23 protein-coding genes are annotated in these 18597 nt (G+C 63.5%); 14 read left to right on the forward strand and 9 right to left on the reverse strand.

Annotated elements, in window-relative coordinates; translation table 11 throughout:
- Positions 1-82 precede the first annotated feature (82 nt).
- The 4 genes from ccmA (at position 83) to JG739_RS03910 (ending at position 2317) form a co-directional block, all read left to right on the forward strand.
- Positions 83-691 (forward strand): heme ABC exporter ATP-binding protein CcmA, encoded by a 609-nt coding sequence (ccmA, locus tag JG739_RS03895; RefSeq protein ID WP_202365330.1) that lies wholly within the window; start codon positions 83-85, stop codon positions 689-691.
- Between the two features lie 52 nt (positions 692-743).
- A complete protein-coding gene (ccmB, locus tag JG739_RS03900) occupies positions 744-1409 on the forward strand; it encodes a heme exporter protein CcmB (protein ID WP_202365331.1) in 666 nt (221 codons plus the stop codon).
- A 165-nt stretch (positions 1410-1574) separates the two neighbouring features.
- Positions 1575-1742: a heme exporter protein CcmD gene (gene ccmD, locus JG739_RS03905; RefSeq protein ID WP_023803344.1), complete on the forward strand. Its 168-nt coding sequence runs from the start codon at positions 1575-1577 to the stop codon at positions 1740-1742.
- The gene (locus JG739_RS03910) at positions 1739-2317 is read left to right on the forward strand and encodes a DsbE family thiol:disulfide interchange protein (RefSeq protein WP_202365332.1); all 579 of its coding nucleotides are present in this window, start codon (positions 1739-1741) and stop codon (positions 2315-2317) included. Before ccmD ends, JG739_RS03910 begins: the two co-directional genes overlap by 4 nt.
- 62 nt (positions 2318-2379) lie before the next feature.
- Here the strand turns inward: JG739_RS03910 and JG739_RS03915 are convergent, their stop codons facing one another.
- Complete coding sequence (locus JG739_RS03915; RefSeq protein ID WP_202365333.1) at positions 2380-2547, reverse strand: hypothetical protein; 168 nt, start codon at positions 2545-2547, stop codon at positions 2380-2382.
- Positions 2548-2785: 238 nt separating this feature from the next.
- Between JG739_RS03915 and JG739_RS03920 the strand changes: the two genes are divergently transcribed.
- Positions 2786-3703: an SMP-30/gluconolactonase/LRE family protein gene (locus JG739_RS03920; RefSeq protein ID WP_202365334.1), complete on the forward strand. Its 918-nt coding sequence runs from the start codon at positions 2786-2788 to the stop codon at positions 3701-3703.
- A gap of 309 nt (positions 3704-4012) precedes the next feature.
- Here the strand turns inward: JG739_RS03920 and JG739_RS03925 are convergent, their stop codons facing one another.
- The 7 genes from JG739_RS03925 to JG739_RS03955 all read right to left on the reverse strand — a co-directional run bounded on the left by JG739_RS03925 (position 4013) and on the right by JG739_RS03955 (position 11002).
- Complete coding sequence (locus JG739_RS03925) at positions 4013-4633, reverse strand: pyridoxamine 5'-phosphate oxidase family protein (protein WP_202365335.1); 621 nt, start codon at positions 4631-4633, stop codon at positions 4013-4015.
- A gap of 33 nt (positions 4634-4666) precedes the next feature.
- A complete protein-coding gene (locus JG739_RS03930) occupies positions 4667-5341 on the reverse strand; it encodes a septation protein A (RefSeq protein WP_202365336.1) in 675 nt (224 codons plus the stop codon).
- Positions 5342-5398: 57 nt separating this feature from the next.
- The gene (gene ftsY, locus JG739_RS03935) at positions 5399-6940 is read right to left on the reverse strand and encodes a signal recognition particle-docking protein FtsY (protein WP_446720558.1); all 1542 of its coding nucleotides are present in this window, start codon (positions 6938-6940) and stop codon (positions 5399-5401) included.
- Between the two features lie 464 nt (positions 6941-7404).
- On the reverse strand, positions 7405-8703 hold the full coding sequence (gene mtaB, locus JG739_RS03940) for a tRNA (N(6)-L-threonylcarbamoyladenosine(37)-C(2))-methylthiotransferase MtaB (protein WP_202365337.1): 1299 nt from the start codon (positions 8701-8703) through the stop codon (positions 7405-7407).
- On the reverse strand, positions 8703-9587 hold the full coding sequence (gene dapF, locus JG739_RS03945) for a diaminopimelate epimerase (protein ID WP_202365338.1): 885 nt from the start codon (positions 9585-9587) through the stop codon (positions 8703-8705). Before dapF ends, mtaB begins: the two co-directional genes overlap by 1 nt.
- A gap of 171 nt (positions 9588-9758) precedes the next feature.
- Complete coding sequence (locus JG739_RS03950; RefSeq protein WP_202365339.1) at positions 9759-9920, reverse strand: DUF1328 family protein; 162 nt, start codon at positions 9918-9920, stop codon at positions 9759-9761.
- A 71-nt stretch (positions 9921-9991) separates the two neighbouring features.
- The gene (locus tag JG739_RS03955) at positions 9992-11002 is read right to left on the reverse strand and encodes an MBL fold metallo-hydrolase (RefSeq protein WP_446720534.1); all 1011 of its coding nucleotides are present in this window, start codon (positions 11000-11002) and stop codon (positions 9992-9994) included.
- Between the two features lie 282 nt (positions 11003-11284).
- Here JG739_RS03955 and JG739_RS03960 point away from each other — a divergent pair, with 282 nt between their 5' ends.
- Together JG739_RS03960 and zapE are read left to right on the forward strand one after the other, a co-directional pair.
- The gene (locus tag JG739_RS03960) at positions 11285-11827 is read left to right on the forward strand and encodes a protease inhibitor Inh/omp19 family protein (RefSeq protein WP_202365341.1); all 543 of its coding nucleotides are present in this window, start codon (positions 11285-11287) and stop codon (positions 11825-11827) included.
- A gap of 146 nt (positions 11828-11973) precedes the next feature.
- A complete protein-coding gene (gene zapE, locus JG739_RS03965) occupies positions 11974-13170 on the forward strand; it encodes a cell division protein ZapE (protein ID WP_202365342.1) in 1197 nt (398 codons plus the stop codon).
- 203 nt (positions 13171-13373) lie between these two features.
- Here zapE and JG739_RS03970 read toward each other — a convergent pair whose 3' ends face one another.
- Positions 13374-13802, reverse strand: coding sequence for a GNAT family N-acetyltransferase (locus JG739_RS03970; RefSeq protein WP_202365343.1), 429 nt, complete (start codon positions 13800-13802; stop codon positions 13374-13376).
- A 201-nt stretch (positions 13803-14003) separates the two neighbouring features.
- Between JG739_RS03970 and mdh the strand changes: the two genes are divergently transcribed.
- The 7 genes from mdh to sucD are packed head-to-tail and all read left to right on the forward strand — an operon-like array spanning position 14004 to position 18497.
- A complete protein-coding gene (gene mdh, locus JG739_RS03975) occupies positions 14004-14972 on the forward strand; it encodes a malate dehydrogenase (protein ID WP_202365344.1) in 969 nt (322 codons plus the stop codon).
- Positions 14973-15003: 31 nt separating this feature from the next.
- A complete protein-coding gene (sucC, locus tag JG739_RS03980) occupies positions 15004-16197 on the forward strand; it encodes an ADP-forming succinate--CoA ligase subunit beta (protein ID WP_202365345.1) in 1194 nt (397 codons plus the stop codon).
- 11 nt (positions 16198-16208) lie between these two features.
- Positions 16209-16766, forward strand: a complete 558-nt coding sequence (locus JG739_RS03985) for a hypothetical protein (protein WP_202365346.1) — start codon at positions 16209-16211, stop codon at positions 16764-16766.
- 4 nt (positions 16767-16770) lie between these two features.
- Positions 16771-17142 carry a cupin domain-containing protein gene (locus JG739_RS03990; protein ID WP_202365347.1) on the forward strand — a complete coding sequence of 124 codons (372 nt, stop codon included), beginning with the start codon at positions 16771-16773 and terminating at the stop codon, positions 17140-17142.
- A gap of 22 nt (positions 17143-17164) precedes the next feature.
- Entirely contained in the window at positions 17165-17395 is a 231-nt protein-coding gene (locus JG739_RS03995) for a DUF6364 family protein (RefSeq protein WP_202365348.1), read from the forward strand.
- A complete protein-coding gene (locus JG739_RS04000; protein WP_202365349.1) occupies positions 17385-17579 on the forward strand; it encodes a hypothetical protein in 195 nt (64 codons plus the stop codon). Before JG739_RS03995 ends, JG739_RS04000 begins: the two co-directional genes overlap by 11 nt.
- 15 nt (positions 17580-17594) lie before the next feature.
- Positions 17595-18497 carry a succinate--CoA ligase subunit alpha gene (sucD, locus tag JG739_RS04005; protein WP_202365350.1) on the forward strand — a complete coding sequence of 301 codons (903 nt, stop codon included), beginning with the start codon at positions 17595-17597 and terminating at the stop codon, positions 18495-18497.
- Positions 18498-18597 lie beyond the last annotated feature (100 nt).

An 18597-nucleotide genomic window follows, 5' to 3' on the forward strand; every position in this document is an offset into this window, starting at 1 on the left:
TGGAATAGTTCTAGACAGTCGAACGGCTATTTTGTGCAATGCGGCAGCTGCCGTGAAGCGGCGTTTTCGGGACGGGCAAGAAATGCGGCTGATCGCCGAAAATCTAGGCGGCGAACGCGGCGGCGAGACGATTTTTTCCGGCCTCAACTTTGCCCTTGGCAAAGGCCAGGCGCTGATCGTCACCGGGCCGAACGGCGCGGGAAAATCGACACTGCTCAGGGTGGTCGCCGGGTTGCTGCCGGTGGCGGCAGGCCGTTTGCTTATCCAAGGCGGGGCTGAGGATTTTCCGTCGGTAGCCTCGGCCTGCCATTATCTCGGCCACCAGAACGCGATGAAGACGGCGTTGAGCGTGGCGGAAAACCTGCGCTTCTGGCGCGATTTTTCGGGCGCGGATTTTTTGAGCGCCGAACAGGCGCTGGCAACGGTCGGGCTTGACGGTATCGGCCATCTGCCGTTCGGCTATCTCTCCACCGGGCAACGCCGCCGCGCGGCGATCGCAAAACTGCTGGTCAGCCGGCGGCCGCTGTGGCTGCTCGACGAGCCGACGGCCGGGCTGGACAAGGCTTCGGAAGAGCGATTCGACGGGTTGATGCGGGAGCACCTTGATGAGGGAGGAATCATCATTGCGGCGACGCATCTGCCGCTGGGGTTGGAGGGGGCGCAGGAACTGGTGATGGGGGAGGCAGTTTGATGTCGGTGCTCCATCCTTTGCTTGGCTTTCACTCATTCGGGATCGCCTCGCAATGCTAGCCCTCTTCCTGCGCGACATCCGCCTGAGCATCCGGGCCGGCGGCGGGACGCTGACCGGCGTGATCTTCTTTCTAGCGGTGATCGCCACGATCCCCTTCGGCGTCGGGCCGGACCTCAATCTGCTTGCCCGCATCGGTCCGGCGATCCTGTGGATCGGCGCCTTGCTGGCTTGCCTGCTCGGTCTCGACCGATTGTTCCAGGCCGACCGGGAAGACGGCTCGCTCGACCTGCTGGTGCTTAGCGACGACCGGCAGATGCTGGCGCTGACCGTGCTGACGAAATGCCTGGCGCATTGGGCGGGAAGCGTGCTGCCGCTGGTCATCGCCGCACCCTTGCTCGGCCTGTTCATGAATATGGAGCCGATCGGCATCGGCGCCACGGCGCTGACCCTTCTGGTCGGCACGCCGGCGATCACCTTCATCGGCGCTGCCGGTGCGGCGGTAGCGGTGGCGCTGCCGCGCGGCGGGCTGCTGATCTCGGTGCTGGTGCTGCCGCTGACCATCCCGGTGCTGATCTTCGGCGTCTCGGCAAGCTATGGCGCGGTGGCGAACCCTGATCCGTTTCTGCAGCCTTTCCTCATTCTTGCCGCGCTGACCTTGTTTCTTGCCGTGCTGGGACCGGTTGCGGCAGCGTTGGCGCTGCGCCATGGAACCGACTGATGTGGCCGGCCATCGTTCGTGATTACATCGTTCATGATCACATGGCGTCAAAGGCTGCGGCGCTGCTGTCGATTGCGAAGCCGATGGCGCAAGGTTAAGGGAAGGAATGTTGGAACGAAGCGAAATGGTCCGGCTGAAAGGTTTTGCATCGGAGGAGCGACCGATATGAGCGCACATGCGCTTTATGTGACCGCTGCCTATGCCATCACGGCCGTGGTTCTGGCCGGGCTGATCGGCTGGATCCTGCTCGACCAGCGGGCACGCAGACGAGATCTCGCCGAGCTGGAAGCATCCGGCGTGCGGCGGCGCTCCGACAAGGCGGGGAAATCATGAGCACCGAGACGGAAACGCCGGCGCGCTCACGCCGCCTGATCGTGCTGTTGCCGCTGCTGATTTTTCTCGCGCTGGCGGGGCTGTTCCTGACGCAGCTGCTGTCCGGCCGCGACACTTCGGAAGTACCATCGGCGCTGATCGGCCTGCCCGCACCGCAGACCAATCTGCCGGCGCTGGAGGGCATGGATTTGCCGGGACTCGATTCCAGGCAGTTCGCCGGCAAGGTCACGCTGGTCAACGTCTTCGCATCGTGGTGCGGGCCGTGCCGCGACGAACATCCGCTGCTGCTGGCGCTGTCGCAGGACAAGCGCTTCGTCATCGCCGCGCTCAACTACAAGGATCAGCCGGAAAACGCCCGCCGGTTCCTCGGTAATCTCGGCAACCCGTTCCAGGCGATCGGCGTCGACGCGGCAGGGCGCGCGGCGATCGACTGGGGAGTCTACGGCGTGCCGGAAACGTTCGTCGTCGGCAAGGACGGCAAGATCGCCTACAAGCACGTCGGCCCGCTGACGCCGGGCTCGGCACAAACGCTGCTTTTGCCGGAGATCGAGAAGGCGTTGGCAGCACCCGGCTGATGGCCCGCCGCTGTCAACGCGTGAAATCACGGGCTACCGAACGTGACAGGTCGACCGAAGATTCAGCCGTAGATCTGCTTGTGGACCTGGTAGAGCATTTCGCTGCGGTCGGCGCGCATGTCGGCCAGATCGCGGCTGGAAAACGAGTCGATTTCGGCGATGAGACGGTTGTATTGCCGGCGCTTGGCGATGCTGGTGCGAGCGCGGTTCATGAGGCTGTCGAAAATCATGGCGAGGTTCCTTCTGCGCCGCATTGCTGCGGCAGGTTGTTCCTCCCTGATCGATACGCAGCATGACATAGTTATGGTGCGCTGCAAAAATAAGATGTTGCAATGCACCATTGCGCTGGGCGCATAGCCGGTTAACGGCGCATGGCCCGGTGAGACCGATATCAACGATCTTGCCATATCGATCGCCGGCTGGCTTGATCGCGCGGGCACCAACGATTTGCATGACCGGGAGGAAACCATGGCCGCCGAACACTACGAAATTCTCGATCCACGCTTTGCGCGGCTGTTCAACGGCAACGCGCAGGTGGACAAGCTGTTCACCGGATGCCGGTGGGCGGAAGGGCCGGCCTGGTTTGCGGCCGGCCGTTATGTGGTCTGGTCCGACATTCCCAACAACCGCATGCTGCGTTACGACGAGACCGACGGCAGCGTCAGCGTGTTCCGGCAGCCGTCGGGCAATTCCAACGGCAACACCGTCGACCGGCAGGGCCGGCTGGTCACTTGTGAACATTCTGGCCGCCGCGTCAGCCGCACCGAGCATGACGGCTCGATCACCACCATCGCCGACAAATGGCGCGGCAAGCGGCTGAACTCGCCCAACGATGCTGTGGTCAAGTCCGATGGTTCGATCTGGTTCACCGACCCGACCTACGGCATCGATACGGATTATGAGGGCGACAAGGCCGAGAGCGAGATCGGCGCCTGCCACGTCTACCGGGCCGACCCCGGCACTGGCGAGATCGAAGCGGTGATCACCGACATGGTCAGGCCCAACGGGCTCGCCTTCTCGCTCGACGAGAGCAAGCTCTATGTCGTCGATACCGGCCGCACGCATGGTGCGGACAATCCGGCGCATATGCGGGTGTTCGATGTCGACGAGGCCGGCAAAAAGGTTTCTGGCGGAAAGATCTTTGCCGATTGCACGGCCGGCCTGTTCGATGGTTTCAGGCTCGACGACCAGGGCCGGATCTGGACCAGTGCCGCCGACGGCATCCATTGCTACGATCCGGACGGGACGCTGATCGGCAAGGTCAAGGTGCCGGAAGTCGTCGCCAATTGCGTGTTCGGCGGCAACAAGCTGAACTGTCTCTACATCGCCGGCACGACCTCGCTCTACATGGTCCGGCTGATGGTCAACGGCGCAAAGACATTTTGAGCGGCCGTGGGGTTTTCGAAGAGGTCCTGCGCGTGACTGGTTCGTCGGCGAAACCAATGTCGAGACGTTGAGACGGAAAGGAAGTTTTGCGAGAGGCTGCGGGACAGCGCCCCCGGACAGCGCCCCCCTCTGCCCTGCCGGGCATCTCCCCCACTTGGGGGAGATCGGCAGTTTCGTCGCCTTGCCCAGTCTTTTAAGGTTGGAGGTTAGCGAAAGGGGGGGATGACGGCCGATCTCCTCCCTTGCCTTCGCTCCGCCCCAACGAAAGCACGGTGGCCGCCGTTTTCTGCCGATTCGTTGCCGGGCACACTACCACATCGTCTGCTTGTATTCTTCGTCCAGCCAGCGATCGGTCGCCTCGGCCGAATCGGCGAGCGCCAGTTGGTCGCGCAGGATTTGGCCGAGCGTCGGCAGCGTCGCGCGGTCGTACCAGGTTTCCGGCTTCCACAAATCAGAGCGCATGAAGGCCTTGGCGCAATGCATGTAGGCGGCCTTGACCGTCACCAGGACGACGCTTTGCGGTTCCTTGCCGTCGACGGCGAGCCGCTCGCGCAAAGCCGCATCAACGGTGATGCGGGCGTCGCCATTGACGCGTAGCGTCTCGTTCATGCCCGGGATGAGGAAGAGCAGCCCGACCGAAGGGTTGAGGAGAATGTTCTCCAGCGTGTCGAGCCGGTTGTTGCCGGGCCGGTCGGGGATCGCGATGGTCTTCTCATCGAGCACGGCGACGAAGCCCGGTCTGTCGCCCTTCGGCGTCACATCGGCATTGCCGGCGCCGTCCGAGGAGCCGATCAGCACGAACGGGCTTTTGCCGATGAAGGAACGGCAGTGGCCATCCAGCGCTTTCAGTTCCTTGCGGATCGAGCCGTCGGTCGGCCGAGGCGTCTTGTAGATCGCTCTCAGCTGTTCGCGCGTGGTGACGAATTCCATGCCGCCTCCTTGCCAGTTACTAGCCGGGGCCGGTTACTTGCCGGGCTTCCCTTCTGTTCCGGTCTTGCCTTCAAGCGAATGGCGCATGATCAGCGGCATCTGGCTGAAGGTGAAAAGCAGGGTGATCGGCATGATCCCCCAGACCTTGAAGGTAACCCAGGCGTCGGTGGAAAAATTCCGCCAGACCAGTTCGTTGACAAGGGCCAGGAACAGGAAAAACAGGCCCCAGCGGAAGGTGAGTTTCTTCCAGCCCTCGGCATCGAGGCTGAAGGCCGAATCGAAGACGTAGCCAAGCAGCGACTTGCCGAAGAACAGGCCGCCGAGCAGCACGCCGCCAAACAGCATGTTGACGATGGTCGGCTTCATCTTGATGAAGATGTCGTCCTGCAGGTAGAGCGTCAGCGCGCCGAAGACGAAGACGACGACGCCCGACACCATCGGCATGATCGGCAAGGTGCGGGTGAGGAGCCAGGACGCGGCCAGCGCGATCGCGGTCGCGGCCATGAACAGGCCGGTGGCGACGAAGATCGGCCCGCCGAATTCGGCCAGCGCCGGAAATTTCTGCGATAGCCATGCGCCACGGGCGTTGGCGAAGAAGAACACCATCAACGGGCCGAGCTCCAGCACCAGCTTGAGCAGCGGATTGACGCCTTCCTTCTTCTGTTTCTGCGGGTCGGACGGGTCACGTTCGAGGATGCGCGGGTTCATAGGCTTTCCTTCTTGCGCATGATCTCAAAAAGTCTGCACTTTTTGGGAACTCGCTTGTTACGCCACTCCAGCGATCGCCCTGGCGAACTCGCTTGCGGAGAATGGTTCGAGGTCATCGACCTGTTCGCCGACGCCGATGAAATAAACCGGCAGTTTGTGCTTTGCCGCTATCGCCACCAGAATACCGCCGCGTGCCGTGCCGTCCAGCTTGGTCATCACCAGGCCGTTGACGCCGGCGACGTTGCGGAAGATCTCGACCTGGCTGAGCGCGTTCTGGCCGGTGGTGGCGTCGACCGTCTGCAGCACGGTGTGCGGTGCCTCCGGATCGAGCTTGCCCAGCACCCGGACGATCTTTTCGAGTTCCGCCATCAGCTCGGTCTTGTTCTGCAGCCGCCCGGCGGTGTCGATGATCAGCACGTCGGAGCCGGCTTGCCTGGCCTGTTCGAAGGCATCGTAGGCGAGGCCGGCGGCGTCGGCGCCGAGCTTCGAGGCGATGACCGGCGACCTGGTGCGCTCGCCCCAGATCTTCAATTGCTCGATCGCGGCGGCGCGGAACGTGTCGCCGGCGGCGAGCATCACCGACAGGCCGCCATCGGTCAGCTTTGCCGCCAGCTTGCCGATGGTCGTGGTCTTGCCGGTGCCGTTGACGCCGACGACAAGGATGACATGCGGCTTGTGGCTGAGGTCGAGTTCCAGCGGCAAGGCGACATGGGTCAGCACCTTCTCCACCTCGGTCGCCATGATGGCGCGCACTTCCGTCTCGGAGACGTCCTTGCCGTAGCGGCTGGCAGCCAGCGAATCGGTGATGCGCAACGCCGTCTCCATGCCGAGATCGGCGCGGATCAGCACGTCCTCCAGATCCTGCAGCGTGTCCTCGTCGAGCTTGCGCTTGGTGAAGACGCCGGCGATGTTGCCCGACAGTTCCCGGGAAGAGCGGGCGAGCCCCTCCTTCATGCGCTGGAACCACGAGCGTTTCGGCGCCGGTTCCGGCGCCTTCTGCGGCTCGGCTCTTTGTTCGACCTTTTTTGCGACGGTGACCTTGCCGGGAGCCGGCTTTGGCTCCGGCGGTGGTTGCGGAACGGGCTCGCGCGTTACCTCCGCCTCGATCGGGGAGGTCCCGAGCGAAGCTCGGGGATGACTGGCGCCGGCGCCGGCGCTGTCACCCCAGCCCGCCGCTTCGCGGCGACCCTCCCCATCAAGGGGAGGGTGGGGCGCTGGTATGGCTTCAGGCTCCGGTGCGATCTCGGCAAGGACCGGCTTCGCTTCGACCGGCGCCGGCTGGCGAATGGGGGGCGGGATTTCGGCCGCCGGCGCCTCAGGCCGTTGTTCCGGATCGGATGGGGCGATTTCTTGCGGCTGCGGCGGCTCGGGCTCAGGAATTTCCTGCGCCTTTGGTGCAGGAACTGGCTCAGGGCTGACGGGAGCGGCCGGGATTTCCTCGGGCGCCGGCTGTTCAGCAGGCGCTGATCTTACCTCCCCCTCGATGGGGGAGGTCCCGAGCGCAGCTCGGGGGTGGGGGTGAGCGGCCTCGGCGCTGTCACCCCGCCCCGCCGCTTCGCGGCGACCCTCCCCATCGAGGGGAGGGTGGGGCGCTGGCATGGCTTCAGGCTCGGGCGCGATCTCGGCAAGGACCGGCTTCGCCTCGACCGGCGCCGGCTGGCGAATGGGGGGCGGGATTTCGGCCGGCGGCGGCTCGGGCTCAGAAATTTCCTGCGCCTCTGGTGCAGGAACTGGCTCGGGGCTGACGGGAGCGGCCGGGATTTCCTCGGGCGTCGGCTCCGCGGGCGCTGATCTTACCTCCCCCTCGATGGGGGAGGTCCCGAGCGCAACTCGGGGGTGGGGGTGAGCGGCCTCGGCGCTGTCACCCCGCCCCGCCGCTTCGCGGCGACCCTCCCCATCAAGGGGAGGGTGCGGAACAGCCTGCTCGGCGGCCGGTTTAAGCGCTTCTAGCGCGTCCCATTTGATCGGCGGCAGCGGTGCGGTCTCGTCGATCCGCTCCTCGACCACTTCCTTCTTGCCGAACGAAAATATCTTCTTGAAAAAACCAGCCATGTTCTTGCGTCTCAGGCGGCGCGGGCGGCAAGCGGCGCCGCGATCAGTCTGACACCGTCATCGCCGGCGATAGCGGCGTCAACGATCTCGCCCGGCGCGCCGGCGGAGACCGCGGCAAGCGTAAACCCTTCGGTGCGGCCGAGCCCGTCGCGCTCGACCAGGATCGACTGGCGTGTTCCGGCGAGCGAGGAAAGGTGGCTGCGATAGGCGGCGTCACCGGCGGCGCGCAGCCGTGCCGCACGCTGCTTGACCAGTTCGCGGCGAAGCTGCGGCATGCGCGCGGCGGGGGTGCCTTGGCGCGGCGAAAACGGAAAAACGTGGAGATGAGTCAGGCCGCATTCCTCGACGATCTCCAGCGATTTTTCGAACATGGCGTCCGTCTCGGTCGGGAAGCCGGCGATGATGTCGGCACCGAAGACGATGCCGGGACGCAATTTGCGCAAATCTTCGCAAAAACGGATCGACTGATCCCGGTTGTGCCGGCGCTTCATCCGCTTCAGGATCATGTCGTCACCGGACTGCAGCGACAGATGCAGATGCGGCATCAGCCGAGGCTCGGTGGCGATGGCGTCGAGCAGCTCGTTGTCAGCCTCGATCGAATCGATCGAGGAAAGGCGCAGGCGTTTCACGTCAGGCACCTGCTTCAGGATTGTCTTGACCAATTTGCCGAGCTTCGGGCTGCCCGGCAGGTCGGCGCCGAAACTGGTCATGTCGACGCCGGTCAGCACGATCTCGGCATAGCCATTGCCGCTCAGCCGCTTGACCTGCTCGACCACGGCGCCCATCGGCACCGAGCGCGAATTGCCGCGGCCATAGGGGATGATGCAGAAGGTGCAGCGGTGGTCGCAGCCGTTCTGAACCTGGACGAAGGCGCGTGCCCGGCCCTCGATGGCGTCGACCATGTGGCCGGCCGTCTCGCGCACCGAAAAGATATCGTTGACGCGAGCCTTCTCGGTGTCGTTGACGCCGAAATCAGGCAGCGCGCGATAGGAATGCGCCTTCAGCTTCTCCTCATTGCCGAGGACGAGATCGACCTCGTCCATGGCGACGAAGTTCTGCGGCTCGGTCTGCGCGGCGCAGCCGGTGACGATGATGCGGGCCTGCGGGTTCTCGCGACGGGCCTTGCGGATCGACTGTTTTGCCTGGCGCACCGCCTCGCCGGTGACGGCGCAGGTGTTGAAGATAATGGCGCCGCCTTCCAGCGCGCCAAGGCCGGCGCTTTCCGCCTCTCGCCGCATCACCTTGGATTCATAGGTGTTCAGCCGGCAGCCGAAGGTGACGACGTCAACCCGTTTGGCAAGAGGAGCCATCAGGCGGCGCTTTCGGTGTCGCGGGCCCATACGCCGGTCGACGGGTCGAAGCTGCCGGAAAATTCCCATTCGGCGGCACCGGTGAGGATGACGTGGTCGTCGCCGCGCCACTCGACATGCAGGGAGCCGCCGCCGGGCGTCACCAGAGAGACGCTGCGTCCGGTCCGCCTGGTGCGCGCGGCAGCGACGACGGCCGCACAAGCCGCCGTGCCGCAGGCCTTGGTCAGGCCGGCGCCGCGCTCCCAGGTGCGGATGACCATCGTCTCGGGTGAGGTCACCCGCGCGATGGTGATGTTGGCGCGTTCGGGGAAGATCGGGTGGTTTTCGAGCAGCGGACCGAAGCGGTCGAGCTCATAGGACCAGACGTCGCGGTCGACCCAGAAGACGGCGTGCGGATTGCCCATCGACACCACCGAGGGCGAGTGCAGCACCGGCGCGTCGATCGGGCCGACCTGCAGCTCGATCATGCGGGTATCGCGGAATTCCTCGGCGAGCGGAATATCCTGCCAGCCAAAACGCGGCTTGCCCATGTCGACCGAGATCAGCCCGTCGGCATGTTCTTCGGCATTGAGGATGCCGGCGACGGTCTCGAAGGCGAAGGTCTTCTGGCCGGTCTCGGCGGCAAGCGCCTGCACCACGCAGCGCATGCCGTTGCCGCAGGCCTGCGCGCCGGTTCCGTCGGAGTTCAGGATGTCGATGAAAAAGGCGGTGCCCGGCGTTCTTGCGTCGTGGATCGCCATGATCTGATCGAATTTCGTCGCCGCATCGGCATTGAGCGCAAGGGCGGCAGCCGGCGACACCCGATCGGCACGACCGCGCATGTCGGCAACGATGATCTCGTTGCCGATGCCGTTCATCTTGGCGAAGGGGGCAGTGCTTGCCATGGATCGAGAGGTCTCATGCCGGTTTGGCGCCTATATGGCGGATAGCGGCCGGAATTACCAGTGCGAGACGCCAGCGCGACGTGCGGTCGACTTGGAGAGCACGCTCTGACATTTTTGAACCTGCGCATCGTGCTTTGTGAAAATCGATTCCGATTTTCGGGCCGATGCTGTCTACGCTACCGCCAAGACGCCAAGCATGACCAGCAGGAAGATGATCAGCACAATGCCGATGAGGATGCGGGCACCGGTGGCGGCCGCTCCGGCCAATGCCGGCATGCCAAGCAGGCTGGCCGCGGCCGCGATAATCAGAAGAATGATGATCCATTTGATCATGGGAGAATCCCTCGCAGCCGGCGGTTGTGGACGACTACCAACGCGTTTACGAAGTCCCCGGTTCCCCTCGCCTAGAGCGCCGGCACGTCCCAGACTTCGCCGGGACGCAGGGCGCGAAAGCGGTCTTGCGGGACGCCTTGATCGACGAGCGCCTCGCACAGCTTTCTTGCCGGCTCGTCGATCGGCTCGTTGGTGAGCCGGAACGTGCCCCAATGGCAGCCGGCGGCATAGGCGGCGTTGCACAACAGCATGCCTTGCACCGCCTCTTCCGGGTTCTGGTGGTGTGGCGCCATGAACCAGCGCGGCTCGTAGGCGCCGATCGGCAGGATGGCGAGGCGGAAGCCGCCGTGCCTTTCGGCCATCAGCCGGTAGTTGATGCCGTCATGGAAACCGGTGTCGCCGGCGAAATAGACCTTTCCGCCCGGCGTCTCGACCACAAAACCCGCCCACAGCGCCATGCGCCGGTCGCGGGTGCCGCGCGCCGACCAGTGGTGCACCGGCTCGACATGGACGGCGACGTCGTTGCCGATCTCGACCCGCTCACCCCAGTCATGCACGGAAAGCCGCATGCCGGGAACGCCAGCGTCGATGATGGCGTCGTTGCCGAGCGGCGTCAGCACCAGCGGGTCGTGCTTTGTCTTCAGCCGCTTCAACGTGGCGAGGTCGAGATGATCGTAGTGGTTGTGGCTGACCAACACGAGGTCGATCGGCGGCAGGCTGGAGAAGGCGATGCCCGGCGGATTGACCCGTTTCGGCCCGGCAAAGGGGAGCGGCGAGGCGGGCTGCGACCACACCGGGTCGGTAAGGATATTCAGGCCGGCTGTCTGGATGAGAAGCGAGGAATGGCCGACCATGGTCAGCCTCAGCCCGGAGCCGTCGATCCGCTTGGCCGGTGTCGCCTGGCGAAACGGACTCGGAACCGCCGTTGGCCATTTCGAGCGTTCGCCGCCCAACTGCCACTTCAAAAGATCGGAAAAGCGGGCAGGCGGCTTGCCGTTGGGATTGAAGAACAAGGTGCCGTCGAAATGATCGCTAGGCGGCCCGCTATAGTAGCGGTTGGCCACCCTTTTCCTCGCAGCCAAGATTTCGCCTCCGGCAAGGTTCGGTTTCATCAGAGATAGGACCGAAGCGGATTGGCGCAAGCATTGGCGGCCGGACGCCCGGTGCAGGCCAACCGCGGCGCAGTCCCGGGTCAGACCCCTTGGGCAGGTTTTCAGGCGGCACGCATTTGTGGCAAAGTTGCAACAGGTGCCGCCGCAAATGTTAATTTAACCATAGAGGGTTGAAATTTTGCCACCTTCTCCGTCTTGGTAAAGGGGATATTGTGCGGACGGCAGCCCAGCCGGATCCGACGGAGGTTTGAAATGAATTTTTCGAAAACCGGTTTGCTGGCCGTATCGCTGGCCGCGCTGTTTGCGAGCGGCTGTTCAACGTCACGGTTCTCCTCCATGGACCAGCAGCCGGCGCCGCTGCAAGCCGCACCCTCCGGCACGGTGACCGCCAACCAGCTGCCGCCGCCGGCCTCGCCCGGCACGGCCGACCCGTCGAAATTTCCGACGGCGCCGCAAGACGCGCCCCAGGTCGCCTCGCTGCCGCCGGACGGAACGGCTCCGGCAGGAGCCCCGGATCTCACCGCGTCCAGCGTCGCCGGCGTGTGGAAGGCCAGCGTGTCCGGCCAGAGCTGCCAGGTGGCGACGCCGCAGACCAAATTCGGCGCCGGCTATCGGGCGGGGCCGCTGCATTGCCCGGCGCCGATCAACGGCATCAAATCCTGGAACGTCTCCGGCAAGCAGTTGACGCTGTACGATGAGAATGGCGGCACGCTGGCACGGCTCTATTCCTCGGGCGGCGAGAAATTCGACGGCCAGACTTCCAACGGCCTGCCGATCTCGCTGACAAGAGGCTGACCCGCCCGCCCTTATTGTTTTTACGCGATTCCGGGCCGAAAACCGCTACACGCTTTCTCCGGAATTGCTCTCTTTTGTTTTTACGCAATTCCGGACAGAAAACCGCTAAACACTTTTCTTGGAATTGCTCCGGAACGACGTGACCGATGCATCTGCGTGACGGCCTTCAGACCCATGCGACCGTCCGGCAGCGTTACGACCATTGGGTCGATACGGGCGTGATCGACCGCGATCGGGCGCAGGAGCGGGTCGTCGCGGCACTCGACCGGCTGATCGACGAGATTTCGGCAAAACGGCTGGCGCACAAATCGAGTGCGCTGGGCTGGCTGTTCGCTCGCAAACGTGAGACGCGCGAGGCGGTCAAGGGCCTCTATATCCACGGCGGCGTCGGCCGCGGCAAGACCATGCTGATGGACATGTTCTTCGAGCTGGTGCCGGTCAGGCGCAAGCGCCGTGTGCACTTCAATGACTTCATGGCCGATGTGCAGGACCGCATCCAAAAGCACCGGCAGGCGCGCAAAGACGGCATCGTCAGGGAAGACGACCCGATCGCGCCGGTGGCCCGCGCGTTGGCCGAGGAAGCCTGGGTGCTGTGCTTCGACGAGTTTTCCGTCACTGACATCGCCGATGCCATGATCCTGTCGCGGCTGTTCTCGGCGCTGTTTGCCAACGGCGTCGTGCTGGTAGCCACGTCCAATGTCGCGCCGCAGGATCTCTACAAGGACGGTTTGAACCGCAAGCTTTTCCTGCCCTTCATCGGCATCCTGGAGCGGCATGCGCAGGTGATTGCCCTCGATGCCGACAAGGACTATCGGCTGGACAAGCTCAACCGCCTGCCGGTCTATGTCACCCCTGCCGATGCCGCCGCCGATGCTGTCCTCGACGAGGCCTGGAAAGTGATGACGCATGGCAGGCCGACGCCGGCGACGGCGCTGACGGTAAAGGGCCGGCAGGTCGTCGTGCCGCGCGCCGCCGGCGACGCGGCGCGGTTTTCCTTTGCCGATCTCTGCGAAAACCCGCTCGGCGCCCGCGATTTCCTGGCGATTGCCAGCCGCTTCTCGACCGTCTTAATCGATCATGTGCCGGTGCTTGGCGAAGGCATGCGCAACGAGGCGAAGCGCTTTATCCTGCTGATCGACACGCTCTACGACCATCATGTGCGGCTGGTGGTGAGTGCGGCCGCACCGCCAGCGGAGCTTTATACGGCCAAGCGTGGCAACGAGGTCTTCGAGTTCGAGCGCACTGCGTCGCGGCTGATCGAGATGCAGAGCCACGAATGGCTGGAAGACTGGGTGGAGAGGCAGAAGGCGACGCTGACCGAAGCGCAGCAGGCTCGGGCCTGAAGATAGTCTCCGGAACGTCGCGATCCTTCGCGCCCCCCTCTGTCCTGCCGGACATCTCCCCCACAAGTGGGGAGATCGGCCGTCATCCCTGCCTTCGCCAATCTCCTGCGTGGCAGGCGTGAACGGAGCGTCGAAGTTGCCGATCTCCCCCCATGTGGGGGAGATGTCCGGCAGGACAGAGGGGGGCGCTGTCCCGCCGGCGCCTATAGTAGATACACATACATCACGAACGCCTCCGCAGGCCCGTGCGGCTCCTTGCGCGACTCATAAAGCGCCTGGGCCGCCACGTTGTCCGGCTCGGTGCCGACCCAAGCCTCCTCGCAGCCATGCTCGCGGCCGAGTTCAAACATGGCGTCGAGCATCTTCGTCGCTATGCCCTGGCGCTGGAAGGCCGGCGCCACGCCGACTTCATCAATGTAGAGTTCGCTCACCTTGTCCGGGTGGCGGTGGATGACGGCCGCGCATTGGCCGACGACTATGCCATCGGCCAATGCCACGATCATGAAATGACCTGATGAGGCGAGATAGGCGGCGAGCCGATCCAGACTGACGGGTTCATCGAACACATCTTCGGCGATCCGCATCACAAGGGCGTCATCGCCGGGGGACAGCCTTCTTATCTCCATCTTCATTGCGTAACTTTCCCAAGTCGGCTCACAAACTTTGACGTTTACGTAAATCCCAAACCATCTAACCGATTGAAAAATCTCACTCCAAAATAATCCATTGAATATTTTGTGCGCCGGGGCTATTGGGTGCGGCGAAATCTTCGCGGCTTCCCCGTAGCCTCCTTCCTCGACGCCGTCATCCAATCTAAGGGAAAACATCCTGACATGGCACGCAACAAGATAGCGCTCATCGGCTCGGGCATGATCGGCGGCACGCTCGCCCACATGATCGGCCTCAAGGATCTCGGCGACGTTGTGCTGTTCGATATCGCCGAGGGCATCCCGCAAGGCAAAGGGCTGGATATCGCGCAGTCGTCGCCGGTCGACGGGTTCGATTCCAGGCTGACCGGGGTCAACGATTATGCCGGCATCGAGGGCGCCGACGTCTGCATCGTCACTGCCGGCGTGCCGCGCAAGCCCGGCATGAGCCGCGACGACCTTCTCGGCATCAATCTGAAGGTCATGGAGCAGGTTGGCGCGGGTCTCAAGAAATACGCGCCGAAAGCCTTCGTCATCTGCATCACCAACCCGCTCGACGCCATGGTCTGGGCGCTGCAGAAGTTCTCCGGCCTGCCGAAGAGCCATGTCGTCGGCATGGCCGGCGTGCTCGACAGTTCACGCTTCCGCTATTTCCTGGCCGAGGAATTCAAGGTGTCGGTCGAGGACGTCACCGCCTTCGTGCTCGGCGGCCACGGCGATTCCATGGTGCCGATGATCCGGTATTCGACGGTTGCCGGCATCCCGCTGCCCGACCTCATCAAGATGGGCTGGACCTCGAAGGAAAGGCTCGACCAGATCGTGCAGCGCACCCGCGACGGCGGCGCCGAGATCGTGGGCCTGCTCAAGACCGGCTCGGCCTTCTACGCACCGGCCGCCTCGGCGATCGCCATGGCCGAAGCCTATCTCAAGGACAAGAAGCGCGTGCTGCCCTGTGCGGCGCATCTCTCCGGCCAGTATGGTGTCAAGAACACCTATGTCGGCGTGCCGGTGGTGATCGGCGCCGGTGGCGTCGAGCGCATCATCGAGATCGAGCTCAGCAAGCCAGAGCAGAAGATGTTCGACAATTCGGTGGCGGCGGTGCAGGGCCTGTGCGAGGCTTGCGTCAAGATCGCTCCGCAGCTCGCCGCCAAGTGATCTTGCAGCAAGTGACCCGGAGATATCCAGCATGAACATCCATGAATATCAGGGCAAGGCGCTGCTGAAGGGCTTTGGCGCACCGGTGGCCGAGGGCGTGCCGGTGTTCAGGGCAAGCGAGGCGGAAGCTGCCGCCAAGGCGCTGCCCGGCCCGCTCTATGTGGTGAAAAGCCAGATCCATGCCGGCGGCCGCGGCAAGGGCAAGTTTAGGGAGCTCGGTCCCGAGGCCAAGGGCGGTGTGCGGCTGGCGAAATCGGTGGCCGAGGTCGTCGCCAACGCCAACGAGATGCTCGGCAACACGCTGGTCACCAAGCAGACCGGTCCGGCCGGCAAGCAGGTCAACCGCCTCTACATCGAGGACGGCGCCGACATCGAGCGCGAGCTCTATCTGTCGCTGCTGGTCGATCGCTCCGTCGGCCGCATCGCCTTCGTCGTTTCGACCGAGGGCGGCATGGACATCGAGGCGGTCGCCCACGACACGCCGGAAAAGATCATCACCGTCGCGATTGACCCGGAAAAAGGCATGACGGCGGATGATTTGAACGAACTCAACGGCGCGCTGAAGCTCGACGGCGAGGCGGCCAAGGACGGCGAGACGCTGTTTCCGATCCTTTACAAAGCCTTCGTCGAAAAGGACATGAGCCTGCTCGAGGTCAATCCGCTGATCGTCATGAGGAATGGCCGGCTGCGCGTGCTCGACGCAAAAGTGTCGTTCGACAACAACGCGCTGTTCCGCCATCCCGACGTGATGGAGCTGCGCGACATCACCGAAGAGGACGAGAAGGAGATCGAGGCGTCGAAATACGACCTCGCTTATGTCGCGCTCGACGGCAATATCGGGTGCATGGTCAATGGCGCCGGGCTCGCCATGGCGACGATGGACATCATCAAGCTCTACGGCGCCGAGCCCGCCAACTTCCTCGACGTCGGCGGCGGCGCGTCCAAGGAGAAGGTGACGGCGGCGTTCAAGATCATCACCAGGGATCCGGCGGTCAAAGGCATCCTGATCAACATCTTTGGCGGCATCATGAAGTGCGACATCATCGCCGAGGGCGTTATCGCGGCTGTCAAGGAAGTCGGGCTGCAAGTGCCGCTGGTGGTGCGGCTGGAAGGCACCAATGCTGAGCTCGGCAAGAAGATCATCAACGACAGCGGGCTCAACGTCGTCTCGGCCGACGACCTCGACGATGCAGCCAAGAAAATCGTGGCGGCAATGAAGGGCTGAAGGGGCAGTCGATGATCTCGACCCGACTTCTGTGTGCAATTGGACTCGGCTGCTTCGCCCTGCCGGCGCACGCGGAAGAGATTTCGGACGCAGTGGTGCTCTATAAGAATATCTGTATCGCATCAAACGGCGATTTGGCTAAAGCGGAGCAATTGGCGATCGAGAATGGATTTTCGATCCATGATGATGATCGTGGTAGAAAGACTTTCGATCGAACGAGCACTGGAACGCTCTCGGCGCCGTTTGTCATACTCAATCCGGCAGGATCAAACGGGAACGAGTCTTTGCTCAATATCTGTAAGATCTTCGGAACCACTAATCGAATGCCAGAGTTTGATGACTACGCTCGCTCGCGGGGCTTGATCGAGGTGCCAAAGGAGGGGCTTCTTGGCGATCTGGCGGTCCTAAACTACGTTCGGGTCTACGCAAACAAGCCATGCCACGCCGCTGGGGACGGCAGCGCCGCATGCCTCGTTATCTGGACCATCTGCGACAAGCCGGTAGATGAAAAGTTCAGTGGGGTTTTTCGTTTTGGAACTCCTCCTCCATCCACAAGCATGAAGGGCTGATCTGGTGCCTCCGCACAAGATAAACCTGGTCGAGGCGGCGGATCAGAAGATCAAGAAGGTCTTCGATCCGCATATCGCCGGCGACGTCAACGATGCCCAGGTCAAGATCGCCAAGTTCGGCGAGGTCTTCGACTGGCATGCGCATGACAACGAGGACGAAGCGTTCCTGGTGCTGCGCGGCCGCATCGCCATCGATTTCCGCGACGGCACGGTGGAACTTGGCAGCGGCGAGTTCATCGTCGTGCCGCGCGCCGTCGAGCACCGGCCGCGCTCGCTGAGCGAACAGCCGGTGGTGCTGATGTTCGAGCCGGCGACGACGCTGAACACCGGCAACGCCAAGAGCAATCTCACCGTCGCCGATCTCAAGCGGCTTTAGGGAGCTTGTGCAAGGAAGAGAAATGAAGAACATCACTCTAGCCGTCGAAGACGAGGTTCTGGAACAGGTCAAGCAGGCGGCCGCTGAACAGGGAACGACCGTCAATGCCATGGTGCGGGAGTTTTTCGCGACAGTGGCCACGAAGCGGCGCGCCAAGGACGAGGCACGGCAGGCCCTGCTGAGGCTTGCCCGCGAGGCTTCAGGCGACATGGGCGGCAAGAAGTGGAACCGGGAAGCTCTCCATGACCGCTGAGTGCTTCCTCGACACCAGCATGCTCGTCCATGCCGCCATCGGACACGATTGCAAGCGCGCGGAGTATGGCGCAATCATCGCCGCCGCCGAGCGCCTTGGCGTCAAGACACTTTACACCGAAGACCTCAACCACGGGCAGGCCTACGGCTCCGTGGTCGCCGTCAACCCCTTCCGCACTCACTGATCAGGTCGCTAAAAAATGTCCATTCTCGTCGACAAGAACACCAAGGTGCTCGTGCAGGGCCTGACCGGCAAGACCGGCACGTTCCATACCGAACAGGCGCTGGCCTATCACGGGACAAAAATGGTCGGCGGCATCCACCCGAAGAAGGGTGGCGAGACCTGGACCGGCGCCACAGGCGAGAGCCTGCCGATCTTTTCCACCGTCGCTGAAGGCAAGTCGAAGACCGGCGCCAATGCGTCTGTCGTCTATGTGCCGCCGGCGGGCGCCGCCGAGGCGATCCTGGAGGCGATCGAAGCCGAGATCCCGCTGATCATCTGCATCACCGAGGGCATCCCGGTGATCGACATGATCAAGGTCAAGGCGCGGCTCGACCGTTCGACGTCGCGGCTCATCGGCCCCAACTGCCCCGGCGTCCTGATCCCCAACGAATGCAAGATCGGCATCATGCCCGGCAACATCTTCCGCAAGGGCTCGGTCGGCGTTGTTTCCCGCTCGGGAACGCTTACCTATGAGGCAGTGTTCCAGACCACCAATGTCGGCCTCGGCCAAACCACCGCCGTCGGCATCGGTGGCGACCCCGTCAAAGGCACGGAGTTCATCGACGTGCTGGAGATGTTCCTCGCCGACGACGAGACCCAGTCGATCATCATGATCGGCGAGATCGGCGGCTCGGCCGAGGAAGACGCCGCGCAGTTCCTCAAGGACGAAGCCAAGCGTGGCCGCAAGAAGCCGATGGCCGGTTTCATCGCCGGGCGCACGGCCCCGGCCGGCCGCACCATGGGTCACGCAGGCGCGGTCATCTCCGGCGGCAAGGGCGGCGCCGAGGACAAGATCGCGGCCATGGAATCGGCCGGAATAAAGGTTTCGCCGTCGCCGGCCCGGCTCGGCACGACGCTGGTCGAGGCGATAAAGGGTTAAGGCAGTAAGGGAGTAGGGCAGTATGGGAGTAGGGGAATAGGAAGAACGGGACGAACGATGGCAAGTGCCTGGTTTTCCCTACGGCCCTACTCCCTTACTG

The sequence above is a fragment of the Mesorhizobium sp. L-2-11 genome (assembly GCF_016756595.1).
Classification (GTDB): domain Bacteria; phylum Pseudomonadota; class Alphaproteobacteria; order Rhizobiales; family Rhizobiaceae; genus Mesorhizobium.

What these genes read in the sequence shown, in the direction of transcription:
- JG739_RS03995 (WP_202365348.1), top strand. Translation starts at nt 17,165, where the DNA reads ATGAAGAACATCACTCTAGCCGTCGAAGACGAGGTTCTGGAACAGGTC.
- dapF (WP_202365338.1), bottom strand. Translation starts at nt 9,587, where the DNA reads ATGGCAAGCACTGCCCCCTTCGCCAAGATGAACGGCATCGGCAACGAG.
- ccmA (WP_202365330.1), top strand. Translation starts at nt 83, where the DNA reads ATGCGGCTGATCGCCGAAAATCTAGGCGGCGAACGCGGCGGCGAGACG.
- ccmD (WP_023803344.1), top strand. Translation starts at nt 1,575, where the DNA reads ATGAGCGCACATGCGCTTTATGTGACCGCTGCCTATGCCATCACGGCC.
- JG739_RS03950 (WP_202365339.1), bottom strand. Translation starts at nt 9,920, where the DNA reads ATGATCAAATGGATCATCATTCTTCTGATTATCGCGGCCGCGGCCAGC.
- JG739_RS03925 (WP_202365335.1), bottom strand. Translation starts at nt 4,633, where the DNA reads ATGGAATTCGTCACCACGCGCGAACAGCTGAGAGCGATCTACAAGACG.
- JG739_RS03970 (WP_202365343.1), bottom strand. Translation starts at nt 13,802, where the DNA reads ATGAAGATGGAGATAAGAAGGCTGTCCCCCGGCGATGACGCCCTTGTG.
- sucC (WP_202365345.1), top strand. Translation starts at nt 15,004, where the DNA reads ATGAACATCCATGAATATCAGGGCAAGGCGCTGCTGAAGGGCTTTGGC.
- mtaB (WP_202365337.1), bottom strand. Translation starts at nt 8,703, where the DNA reads ATGGCTCCTCTTGCCAAACGGGTTGACGTCGTCACCTTCGGCTGCCGG.
- JG739_RS03920 (WP_202365334.1), top strand. Translation starts at nt 2,786, where the DNA reads ATGGCCGCCGAACACTACGAAATTCTCGATCCACGCTTTGCGCGGCTG.
- sucD (WP_202365350.1), top strand. Translation starts at nt 17,595, where the DNA reads ATGTCCATTCTCGTCGACAAGAACACCAAGGTGCTCGTGCAGGGCCTG.
- JG739_RS03960 (WP_202365341.1), top strand. Translation starts at nt 11,285, where the DNA reads ATGAATTTTTCGAAAACCGGTTTGCTGGCCGTATCGCTGGCCGCGCTG.
- ftsY (WP_446720558.1), bottom strand. Translation starts at nt 6,940, where the DNA reads ATGCCAGCGCCCCACCCTCCCCTCGATGGGGAGGGTCGCCGCGAAGCG.
- JG739_RS03985 (WP_202365346.1), top strand. Translation starts at nt 16,209, where the DNA reads ATGATCTCGACCCGACTTCTGTGTGCAATTGGACTCGGCTGCTTCGCC.
- mdh (WP_202365344.1), top strand. Translation starts at nt 14,004, where the DNA reads ATGGCACGCAACAAGATAGCGCTCATCGGCTCGGGCATGATCGGCGGC.
- JG739_RS04000 (WP_202365349.1), top strand. Translation starts at nt 17,385, where the DNA reads ATGACCGCTGAGTGCTTCCTCGACACCAGCATGCTCGTCCATGCCGCC.
- JG739_RS03910 (WP_202365332.1), top strand. Translation starts at nt 1,739, where the DNA reads ATGAGCACCGAGACGGAAACGCCGGCGCGCTCACGCCGCCTGATCGTG.
- ccmB (WP_202365331.1), top strand. Translation starts at nt 744, where the DNA reads ATGCTAGCCCTCTTCCTGCGCGACATCCGCCTGAGCATCCGGGCCGGC.
- zapE (WP_202365342.1), top strand. Translation starts at nt 11,974, where the DNA reads ATGCATCTGCGTGACGGCCTTCAGACCCATGCGACCGTCCGGCAGCGT.
- JG739_RS03915 (WP_202365333.1), bottom strand. Translation starts at nt 2,547, where the DNA reads ATGATTTTCGACAGCCTCATGAACCGCGCTCGCACCAGCATCGCCAAG.
- JG739_RS03930 (WP_202365336.1), bottom strand. Translation starts at nt 5,341, where the DNA reads ATGAACCCGCGCATCCTCGAACGTGACCCGTCCGACCCGCAGAAACAG.